Below are 9,226 nucleotides of genomic sequence, written 5' to 3'. Positions count from 1 at the left end.
TTTCTCGGCTGGTGAGAGAGAGTCTATCTTTCTCTAAAAAAATGGAGAATCACGTTGGGGCTGTTTGGTATTTTATCCATGACTACAATGCACAGCAAAGCAAAGGATTAAGCCGCCATCACTACTACCGAATCACCACCGTAGGCGGCTAGAGCATTAATTATGGTGGTGGGTAGCTCAATCGTCACCTGTTGCATAACCAAAATCCTCTTGATTTAATCATGTCCCTATTATACAATAAACCCCCTTAAACGACTGAATGAAGGGGAATTAATTCTACTTTGGTAAGCAATTTAGCCTACTTTTATGGTTTTGTTTTCTGATGTTTTGGATGATTTTAGTTTGCGTTTCAGGGTTGAAGCTGCACCTAATGCACCAAAGGAGCCAATAGCTAAAAGTCCAGCGGTTGAGGAGGGTTCAGGAACAATTTGGCTCTTCTCGACTTTGTGTGATAATTTTTGCTTATGTAAGGTTAAATGCTTACTGGGCAAGACTTTTAGGACTATTTTGAAAGAAGAAACTATCAGTATAGACCTCGTTTACACACAGAAACCAGAAGAGCCACAATTTGTATAGCCCCAACGCAGCTACCGGGGCAACCGCCATAGTCATAGCCTGGCCCCGGCCGCTTCAAGGGGTTATCAAAATCCGACCGGGTGAATACTTGATAATCTTCATTTTTAGTACCCCCTACATGGAAAGCTAAACCTCCAAACGAAAATTTACCGGCTGTATTCCCGGCTGGAAGCACTCCTGGAGCAAAGCCACCATTGGGATTGTAAAGGTTATCCGTCTTCGAGTGAGGAATCAAGTCTATGGTTGGAACACCATTGACAGGTGCATTAAAAACGCCAGAGCCTGCGGGAAGTATTGCAGTAATAGGGTTAGTGATGCCGCCTGGGTCAGTCTCTGTTCCCGTCACGCCAAGGATTTTGTAGCCTGTAAAGGTATAAGCTGGAGAAGTTAAACCACTGGTTGGATCAGTGTAAGAAGGGGCGTTTTTTGTTGTAAGCGTGTCCTCCGTAGTCAGATTCAGTTTAAATAAATCACCGTCCGAAGTTAAAAAGTTGAACTTGAAGCTAAGTTGAGCGGCCTGAACAGAACTTGTAGATAGTCCGATGAGTGCAGTGGTTACAGCCGCTCCAAGAATCGCGGCTGAGATGCTGTTTTTCATTTTTTTTCTTCTCAATAGTGTGATTATCCCCTCACAGCTAGGTCAGGCAACACCTTAACCCAACTCCAAAGGGAGACAACGGGATTATACACATTCCCCCCCCCACAACTGTATTAAAATATACAATTAATAAATCTTTACATTTCTCTCCCCAACTAGGGATTCAGATTTTGGTTTTTTTTGATTGTACTGATAGCGATCGCCACCCGCACCGCTAGGTCAAGCAACACCCCAACCCAAGGGGAAAGGGGGACGAAAACAGCTTACACAATACCTATTCTCTGGGGAATCTATCTTAAGAATGATTTGAAATATGCTAAGTTGAGATACTATGTCACGATCGCATCTAGTCAGTACCATGAGTGAAATTAGCGTCGGGGGAAAAGTCCGTCTGATTGCCATTCCCCCTTACCTGAAAACCGCCGATCCTATGCCTATGTTACGGCCGCCGGAGCTACTCAATATCGACGATATCGGCACGGTGATCGATCGCCGGCCGGGGGGTTATTGGGGTGTAAAATTCGAGCGAGGCTCATTTCTGCTCGATAGCAAATATTTAGAAGCTATTTAAACCAGTTAAGTGCATCGCGGTCAAGACAACTTTGATAAATCACAGGCAAATCTAACCAGTTAATTTATGTCCAATACTTTTCTATCGATCGTTATCCCGATGCGCGAGGGATTTAGCGAGCATTGGCTAGGAGAACTATTGAAAGTCAAGGGAGATATAGAATTTATTTTAGTTCATCCTCCCGGGGTCAAACCTTCGCCAGTAAATGATCCACGCATGAAACAGATTGTCTGTGCTTTACGAGGTGAAATTATTCAAAGAAGTACAGGATTTTTAAATGCCAGAGGTACTTATATTCTCACAATCAATTGCGATGAATATTTACACCCGGAGATCGTCACCTTAGTTAAAGACTATTTTGAACGCTTCCCCAATAGTTGGGTATTACGATTAGCCAGATGTGAATTTCCCTACGGTGAACGAGAAAAATTAGAGAGTACTTGGCCAACAATTCCCGATGTAAACAGTTTAGCTATCTGTAGCAGAAGAGAAAATAATAGTAACTTATTTAAAGATAATAATTATTTATTAGAATTACCGATCGCTCCTTTAGATAATCCTTTTAATCCCCAAGTTTTTCTCAATCAACGTCGCGATCAAAATGGTCCCCATTTAGAAAATTTTGATAAAAAAGTTTGGAAAAGTGAACTTGTGCAAGCGGCGACGATAGAAATTACTAATCTCATGAACTTATTGGGTCCGATTAAATATATTCCTTTTTGGTGTTTAGATAGATTACTAGGGTTATATATTCAGGCTAAATATTTTGAAAAAGAGCGCATAATCGGTCACTGGATGCCGAAGTCTCCCGAACAAATACGAATCGAAGATAATCCCCCTGAATACCAAAGAACTTGGCGATTTTACTTTTTATCGGAAGTTATGTTATTAAGAAAATTCCCTCAGTATGGATATCTTTGGAATCTAGCTATCTATCAATTTTTAGAACTGCCTGCTTGGATGATTAAATCTCTGAGACAAAAAATTATACCCAGTAAATCAGTCTAGTTATATCCAAGTGATCGGTAATCCAGAACAATAACCTAAATTTATGGAACTAGGCTCTGTTTCCCAATCTAAAACCTGTTCGACACGCTGATAAATTGCCGCCGCTTCCTCACTAGAATTGCCGATACAAGTTAACCCTAATTTACCAAATTCTGACAGCGCACCCATGAGATGAAAAACTGTTCCCGTTTTACTGCTACTATCAAAATGCAAGTGATGTTTAGCAATAATATCCATTAAATCATCGGGAAGTAAACCTTTGTATTGGGGTTTGTGGAGATTATCGGAGGCAATATAGTATTTTTCCTGGTGAGGTTGACTGAAAAATAATCCAGTTTTTTGATCATATTCACCATTAGTTAAAAGCTTTAAAGTCATAAAAGGATGGGTAGTTCCTCCTTTTCGCAGATTAATTTCGATCGCCTGTAAATCCCAGACTAAAGTTTCTGGATTTTTGACAGCGACGAAATCAACTCCATAGCGTTCAATTGCTCCCTTGGCTGCCAGAATTTCCCCTATTTTTAGGCCTAATTCCTGTAATTGTAGGCGATAATTTTCATCGGCAGGAAAATGACAACCTAGATAAATTTGACCATCGGGACCCCCTAAAATTTGATCGTGAGTGGAAAGAATCTTCACTTCTCCCGTGGGTGTAATATAACCTTGCACACTTGGCGATCGCTTTTCTTCTCCTTCAATAAAAGCTTCGACAATTCCCCCTAATTCAGCAATTTTGCCAGAAAAACTCTCCCAATTTTCATCGCTTGCTTGAAAACTCATCTTCTCTAATTGTTTGGACAAGAGATTCATTTTCTCGCTTAAATCTAGACTGTTACTATCCACAATTTCCCCTAAAGGACGTAAATCTAAAACCGCATTTCCTTCTCCCGATAACCCCTCATTTAACTTCACTACCATGCGTTTTAATTGCGGTTGACGGGACCACAAACTAGCGGCTTCGTATAACAAATCCTTGACCGTATTTATCTGTAAACTACCGTCAGGATGGGGAATATTGCCTTGTCCAAAAATCTCGCGACTGCCACTTTTAGAACCCCAATACAATAAATCTGGACTACAGGCAAATAAAGGAATATCTAATTGTAAAGACAATTCTCGCTCTAAATTAGTAGAATTAAAACAAACCATATAGGCCCGATCTCGACGCAACGCTTGCCGGATTCTTGCTACTAAGCGCGGTCTTTCCAGAATTTTTTGGGTTAAAGGTTGAAAAGAGTTATCGTGAGTTGTCAGTAATAACAGACGATTATTAGCATGGGAAAAGGGAATCCCCGGTAACAATTGCAGGTAATAATCAATCACCATCCGCGAAAGTGGCTGCGCTGTTACATAGATTAAACGGGTTTTCGGGTGTCGCAACCGAATCAGAGAAAATAATAATCTTTCTTCGTAATGTAAAAAACCCGCCACTTTTTGACCGACTCTCTGATCGATACTAAAAGAAGGGATAACTAGGATATCATAATCGCATTCATCCGATTCGAGAACGTTTTCTCCCTGCCAAATCTCTTTTAATTTTTCTTGTAATTCTTGATACCGCAGCCGCTTTTCTAGCATCAAATCTTTATCTAACAGCATGGTTTGTCCCACCTCTGGGGTTGCAGATACCTGTATCTTATCGATTTTGAGAGCCTGTCGTCTCCAGTGTCTTTCTTTTCTTAATATTCCCCCAATCCCTGGGATCATTCCCATTAAAAAGGGATACAGTGGACTCTGTATCCCTTTTAATCACCTGAGATTGTCTTTAACCTAGCGGGTGGAATAAGAGATCGGGATAAAAGCGATTAAATTCGATTAAAATCCCGGCGGTGAAAGTCAGCAGCGCCATAATTAACACGGGTGCGGACGAGAGAAATTTAGTAAGTCCTTCCATCTGAGTTCTCCTAGGGAATAAAAAGTCAAGGGTTTGACACAAAAATTAACGAGGGGAAACGGTAATTTCCGAATCCTTAACGGTTAATTTACCGGAAGTGGCCTCTTGTAAAGCCGCCAAGGGCCAGAGAAAACCCGTTAACATTTTGCTGAGAGCGAGGGGAACATCGATGATGATTTCCTTCATTTCGGCATCTTTGTCGTCGCGCACGGCGATTAAATAGGCCCGACCAACCCAACCGATCCAACCAGTAATGTACAGGAATAGGATGCTAGGGATAAAGAAATCGCCCATGTGGTCCCAACGACCATCAACAATTAGGTGCGGATAGCCTTCCGGTCCACAGAGAGCTTGGGAGTAGGTTTGAGCGCGTTTGGCTCCCGATTCGGGGTCAGGAGTGGTGTTGCGGAAACTCTTCGCTTTTTGTAGGAAAGCGGGATTTTCGCTACAAGGGGTCAGATTGGACAAATCAGCCGACGCTGGAGCGGCAAAGGTGAACCAGAGGGATAGCACCAGGGCCAGAGCGAACAATTTTCGCATAAATTGTTTCCTTTTGTTACGAAATATGAAGTTCTTTGTTCAAAAAGCGAACAATTTGATCGTACACGGAAAAAATCTTACTCCGATGAGGGGTACGAGTAAAGTTTCTATTACAAAACTATACGCAAAGCTTCAGACCCCGGTGATATGAACCACCACTTGTCTTTGGTGACGACTCTGACGGTGTTCCCAGAGATAGATACCTTGCCAGATGCCTAAAACTAATTTACCCCTAGCGATCGGGATTTGTTCCGATGTCCGGGTTAGGACCGAGCGAATGTGAGCGGGCATATCGTCTGGCCCTTCGGTAGAGTGATAGTAGAGACTGCTATCTTCCGGCACTAACTTGGCGAAGAAATTGGCCAAATCAGTGAGAACATCGGGATCGGCATTTTCTTGGATCAGCAAAGAAGCGGAGGTGTGACAGACAAATATACTGCATAATCCCGTCGTTATGCCCGATTCAGCCACGATCGCTTCTATGGGGGCAGTGAGACGATGGAAATTCTTGGGACTGGTGGTAATCGTCAGGGATTTTTGATATTGACGCATGGCAACCGAATCAGGGAGAAATGGGGGTGGGGGGGATTGTCCTCGATAGCAAAGGTTGTCCCGCTTGTAAGAGATCGTGAAGGTCCACCACTGCGCCGATAACAGCGATCGCCGGGGACTCAAAGCCGGTGGCTTCGATCTGGTTCATAATCGTGGTGAAAGTACCGATTAACTGCTGTTGTTGCGGTGTTGTTCCCCAGCGAATCAGGGCGATCGGTGTTTCTGCACTTCTGCCCGCTTTGGTTAACTCGCCGATAATATAGGGTAAATTATGCACACCCATGTAAACGACAATTGTTTCCGCACCATTGGCGATCGCTGACCAGTTAACCTGGGGACGATATTTACCCGCCATCTCGTGGCCGGTGACGAAGGTAACGGAAGAACTATAATCGCGATGGGTGAGGGGAATACCGGCGTAGGCAGGCACGGCAATTCCTGAAGTGATCCCCGGCACGATCTCGACGCTAATTCCGGCCGCGATCAGATCGAGCATTTCTTCACCCCCGCGACCGAAAACAAAGGGATCGCCTCCTTTGAGACGAACAACCACGGCATTAGTCTGGGCCTTCTCAATCAGTAAAGCGGTGATTTCCTCCTGTACTAGAGAATGACGACCGCGACGCTTACCCCCATGGATTTGTTCGGCCCGGGGGTTAATCATGGCTAGAATCGAGGGGCTAACTAGGGCATCATAGAGGACAACATCGGCATTTTCTAGGAGAACTTTCGCTTTTAAGGTCAACAAACCGGGATCCCCGGGACCCGCACCAACGAGATAGACCTTACCGCAACTTTCTGATTGATTCATAGATACTGGGGAGAAAATTCCTGCTTCGATCGAATGCGCTTGATCCCTACTTTATTGTGACTGGGACAAAATTTGGTATTTTTAGCTACAGTTACTCGGCGATCATGCGCTTTCTTCATGAAGAATTATAATTTTAACATTACTTAACCTTTCATCTAGCGATCGCTCTGATCCTAAATCCCGTTCAACAGGTATGGGGGAGAGCGGGTTTTTTAAGTGGGATTGGGAGTTAATCATGCTATTAAAAACCGATTCAGTATAACGGTGAAGTTAGGCAATTGGTACGACTTGGAGGCGTAACCCAAGTGATTGTAAGACCTTAAGAACTGTGGCAAACTCTGGATTGCCTTCGATTGACAAAGCTTTATAGAGACTTTCACGCCCCAACCCTGTTTCACGGGCAATATGTGTCATCCCTTTAGATCGAGCAATATCACCTAATGCTGCTACCACTAAGCTTGGATCGCCATCTTCAAGAGCTGCTTCAAGATATGCAGCTATATCTTCTTTTGTTTCGAGATGTTCTGCCGCATCCCAAGGATAGGTTTGGATAGTAGCCATGAAAATCTCCTATAAGTCTTGTGCTAAATTTAATGCTGTTTTGATGTCCCGTTCTTGAGTTTGCTTATCTCCTGCTGCCAAGAGGATGATCAAGGTCTCGCCTCGCTGAATGAAATACACCCGATAGCCTTGGCCATAATCGATCCGCAGTTCCGATACACCTTTTCCTACTGGTTTAACATCGCCTGGATTGCCCATAGACAGGCGACGAACACGAATGTCTATACGTGCTTTTGCTTGGCGATCCCGCAAATTGCTAAACCACTGAGAGTAGGTTTCGGTCTGGCGAATTTCAATCATGCCTTAAGTGTATCCTATGGGATACAGAAGGACAAGCAATAAGAATAAGGTGCGTTACATTTTATGAACGCACCCTACCAGATCGGCGTGCTGCTACGCAGTGCCTTCGGCATCGCACTTAATTAAGGATAAAAACTAGGCTTTAACTTTTAAAGGAAATCTCTCAGGATTTTTAATAATTTCTTTGCTTAAATCTACATCTAAATCTGGCCAATAAAAATGATTAGGAAAAGGCTCTTGTATATTTAAAATTTTTCTAATAGTGACATCTTGAAACCAAGGAAAATCTTGATAGGAAAGAAACATTTCTTCATTGTTTGCCAGAATCCATATTCCATGGGAAGAAATATGAGTTACTTCAGCTTGAGAAGTGTTTTGTCCAAGCATTTCTAAGTTCATTTTGTCGTTCCTCAATAATAGTTTTTATCGCTTGAAGTTGTTTTCGAGATAGGTTATGATTACGAGCTAATTCAATTTGTGGTTCAAGCCAAAATTTAGCTTCCATTCTTGTTTCTTCGCGGGAAAAGAAAAAGAAGCGATAGCCATCTTCTCGGAAAACAGTTGGACTCATCATAAGTATAATCAGGATGATTGATGCTTACCTTTTGTTTATTATAGCAAATATTAAGTTAAAAATACAAGAGGGAGAAGTAAGAGCATAAAAATCCCCCTCAACTGGTCTAAAATTAAGGGAGAATGAGTTATATAAAAAAGGCAATTTAACCGAAGTTACTGGGTTCTTTTTCGGTTGAATGAGAGCGTTTTAATTTCCGTTTTAGGGTTGCACCTGCACCAAGTATTCCCAGGGAAAATAGACTTATGATTGAGGTGGGTTCAGGCACAACACGCATTTCTGCTTCCCATGTTGCTTGAAACACGCCTGTATTTACGTCATAAGTTGCTACAGGAGAAAAACGACCAACTTGGGAGTTGAGTAGCGGTGTTGATAATCCACTATAAATAGTATTTATTTCAAGAGATAAAAGATTACCATTACTTGTTTCCATAATTGCTGAACCTTCTTCAATAACTTGATCACCAAAAGGTGTCCACTTAACCTGATAATCCACAACCCGAATGATATCTAAGGGACCGTTATATGTTCCTGTAAAGTTAGCAGAATATTGCAAAAGTTGATTATTTGTATTAGAAACTTGTCCAGTTACACTGATTGTACTATTTGGAATGGAAGTCCAATTTAAAGTACGTTTCAAACTGTAGTTTCCTCCACTTAAATCAAATAGATTTTGTGCATTACCAGATTTTTCTGCCGAACTCCAGCAAATGTTTGTGATGTAAGAACTGCCAAATGCTAGTGGAGTAAAAGTTGAAGGAATCTGAGTAAAAGTTGCAGTTAGATTTCCGCCAGGACCATCGGTATTAATTTCACCTGATGCAGTCGCATTGATTGATGACCCATTAACTGTTCCTGTATATGTACCATTTAATGCCAATTGCAAGGCTTCTGCCTGACCTGCATTCAATCCTATTAAGCTAGTAGCTATTATCAATCCAAAAATACTGTTATCAAAAATATTTTTGCTGATTTTAACTTTTTGTAAATCCTGAATATTCGTAAACATAATAGTTAGCCTCTGAATTTGATATCTTTTTCCTTCGGAAATTGTATGCTCGCAAAAATTAACTGTCAAGACTTTTAAAGTTATATAAAGCGGCTCTTCGTTACTTGGTATGGTTCGATAGGGGGGCATAAATCGACTAAATCCTTATCTGGCAAGAGATTTAATTGATTAGTTCGCTCTAGATCAAAAACAATTGACAAAAATCGCCAAATATCTTTCTCTATAAGGGTTT

13 protein-coding genes and 1 pseudogene are annotated in these 9,226 nt (G+C 41.9%); 2 read left to right on the top strand and 12 right to left on the bottom strand.

Going from position 1 to position 9,226, the window contains the following annotated elements; genetic code table 11:
• Positions 1-293: 293 nt before the first annotated feature.
• Both IM509_RS19650 and IM509_RS19645 read right to left on the bottom strand, forming a co-directional pair.
• A pseudogene (locus tag IM509_RS19650) lies at positions 294-428 on the bottom strand (PEP-CTERM sorting domain-containing protein); the annotation flags it as partial.
• A 95-nt stretch (positions 429-523) separates the two neighbouring features.
• The gene (locus IM509_RS19645) at positions 524-1,174 is read right to left on the bottom strand and encodes a hypothetical protein (RefSeq protein ID WP_072927235.1); all 651 of its coding nucleotides are present in this window, start codon (positions 1,172-1,174) and stop codon (positions 524-526) included.
• Between the two features lie 358 nt (positions 1,175-1,532).
• Here IM509_RS19645 and sipA point away from each other — a divergent pair, with 358 nt between their 5' ends.
• Positions 1,533-1,745 (top strand): regulatory protein SipA, encoded by a 213-nt coding sequence (gene sipA, locus IM509_RS19640; protein WP_043996918.1) that lies wholly within the window; start codon positions 1,533-1,535, stop codon positions 1,743-1,745.
• Positions 1,746-1,811: 66 nt separating this feature from the next.
• On the top strand, positions 1,812-2,753 hold the full coding sequence (locus IM509_RS19635; RefSeq protein WP_072927241.1) for a glycosyltransferase family protein: 942 nt from the start codon (positions 1,812-1,814) through the stop codon (positions 2,751-2,753).
• Here IM509_RS19635 and IM509_RS19630 read toward each other — a convergent pair whose 3' ends face one another.
• The 10 genes from IM509_RS19630 to IM509_RS19585 all read right to left on the bottom strand — a co-directional run bounded on the left by IM509_RS19630 (position 2,754) and on the right by IM509_RS19585 (position 8,994).
• Positions 2,754-4,352: a peptide ligase PGM1-related protein gene (locus tag IM509_RS19630; protein WP_052278471.1), complete on the bottom strand. Its 1,599-nt coding sequence runs from the start codon at positions 4,350-4,352 to the stop codon at positions 2,754-2,756. It abuts the gene before it with no gap.
• 166 nt (positions 4,353-4,518) lie between these two features.
• The gene (psaJ, locus tag IM509_RS19625) at positions 4,519-4,647 is read right to left on the bottom strand and encodes a photosystem I reaction center subunit IX (protein ID WP_002738148.1); all 129 of its coding nucleotides are present in this window, start codon (positions 4,645-4,647) and stop codon (positions 4,519-4,521) included.
• 45 nt (positions 4,648-4,692) lie between these two features.
• Positions 4,693-5,187 carry a photosystem I reaction center subunit III gene (locus tag IM509_RS19620; RefSeq protein ID WP_002735968.1) on the bottom strand — a complete coding sequence of 165 codons (495 nt, stop codon included), beginning with the start codon at positions 5,185-5,187 and terminating at the stop codon, positions 4,693-4,695.
• 132 nt (positions 5,188-5,319) lie between these two features.
• Complete coding sequence (locus tag IM509_RS19615; RefSeq protein ID WP_008201139.1) at positions 5,320-5,739, bottom strand: secondary thiamine-phosphate synthase enzyme YjbQ; 420 nt, start codon at positions 5,737-5,739, stop codon at positions 5,320-5,322.
• 10 nt (positions 5,740-5,749) lie between these two features.
• Entirely contained in the window at positions 5,750-6,550 is an 801-nt protein-coding gene (cobA, locus tag IM509_RS19610) for a uroporphyrinogen-III C-methyltransferase (RefSeq protein ID WP_185237166.1), read from the bottom strand.
• A gap of 270 nt (positions 6,551-6,820) precedes the next feature.
• Positions 6,821-7,111, bottom strand: coding sequence for an addiction module antidote protein (locus IM509_RS19605; protein ID WP_002757266.1), 291 nt, complete (start codon positions 7,109-7,111; stop codon positions 6,821-6,823).
• 9 nt (positions 7,112-7,120) lie between these two features.
• Positions 7,121-7,411, bottom strand: coding sequence for a type II toxin-antitoxin system RelE/ParE family toxin (locus IM509_RS19600; protein WP_046661678.1), 291 nt, complete (start codon positions 7,409-7,411; stop codon positions 7,121-7,123).
• Between the two features lie 135 nt (positions 7,412-7,546).
• Positions 7,547-7,810 (bottom strand): DUF2442 domain-containing protein, encoded by a 264-nt coding sequence (locus IM509_RS19595; RefSeq protein ID WP_272079513.1) that lies wholly within the window; start codon positions 7,808-7,810, stop codon positions 7,547-7,549.
• Positions 7,770-7,985, bottom strand: a complete 216-nt coding sequence (locus IM509_RS19590) for a DUF4160 domain-containing protein (RefSeq protein WP_272077899.1) — start codon at positions 7,983-7,985, stop codon at positions 7,770-7,772. Before IM509_RS19590 ends, IM509_RS19595 begins: the two co-directional genes overlap by 41 nt.
• A gap of 145 nt (positions 7,986-8,130) precedes the next feature.
• A complete protein-coding gene (locus tag IM509_RS19585) occupies positions 8,131-8,994 on the bottom strand; it encodes a PEP-CTERM sorting domain-containing protein (protein ID WP_260441239.1) in 864 nt (287 codons plus the stop codon).
• Positions 8,995-9,226 lie beyond the last annotated feature (232 nt).

This window comes from Microcystis sp. M31BS1 (genome assembly GCF_020245285.1).
In the GTDB taxonomy this organism is placed as follows: Bacteria; Cyanobacteriota; Cyanobacteriia; order Cyanobacteriales; family Microcystaceae; genus Microcystis; species Microcystis panniformis.
This window is presented reverse-complemented; position numbering and strand designations above follow the sequence as displayed.

Bases quoted from the DNA above. Each gene is read 5' to 3' on its own strand.
- IM509_RS19590 (WP_272077899.1), bottom strand. From the start codon at position 7,985: ATGATGAGTCCAACTGTTTTCCGAGAAGATGGCTATCGCTTCTTTTTC.
- cobA (WP_185237166.1), bottom strand. From the start codon at position 6,550: ATGAATCAATCAGAAAGTTGCGGTAAGGTCTATCTCGTTGGTGCGGGT.
- IM509_RS19620 (WP_002735968.1), bottom strand. From the start codon at position 5,187: ATGCGAAAATTGTTCGCTCTGGCCCTGGTGCTATCCCTCTGGTTCACC.
- sipA (WP_043996918.1), top strand. From the start codon at position 1,533: ATGAGTGAAATTAGCGTCGGGGGAAAAGTCCGTCTGATTGCCATTCCC.
- IM509_RS19600 (WP_046661678.1), bottom strand. From the start codon at position 7,411: ATGATTGAAATTCGCCAGACCGAAACCTACTCTCAGTGGTTTAGCAAT.
- IM509_RS19630 (WP_052278471.1), bottom strand. From the start codon at position 4,352: ATGCTGTTAGATAAAGATTTGATGCTAGAAAAGCGGCTGCGGTATCAA.
- IM509_RS19595 (WP_272079513.1), bottom strand. From the start codon at position 7,810: ATGAACTTAGAAATGCTTGGACAAAACACTTCTCAAGCTGAAGTAACT.
- IM509_RS19585 (WP_260441239.1), bottom strand. From the start codon at position 8,994: ATGTTTACGAATATTCAGGATTTACAAAAAGTTAAAATCAGCAAAAAT.
- IM509_RS19645 (WP_072927235.1), bottom strand. From the start codon at position 1,174: ATGAAAAACAGCATCTCAGCCGCGATTCTTGGAGCGGCTGTAACCACT.
- psaJ (WP_002738148.1), bottom strand. From the start codon at position 4,647: ATGGAAGGACTTACTAAATTTCTCTCGTCCGCACCCGTGTTAATTATG.
- IM509_RS19635 (WP_072927241.1), top strand. From the start codon at position 1,812: ATGTCCAATACTTTTCTATCGATCGTTATCCCGATGCGCGAGGGATTT.
- IM509_RS19605 (WP_002757266.1), bottom strand. From the start codon at position 7,111: ATGGCTACTATCCAAACCTATCCTTGGGATGCGGCAGAACATCTCGAA.
- IM509_RS19615 (WP_008201139.1), bottom strand. From the start codon at position 5,739: ATGCGTCAATATCAAAAATCCCTGACGATTACCACCAGTCCCAAGAAT.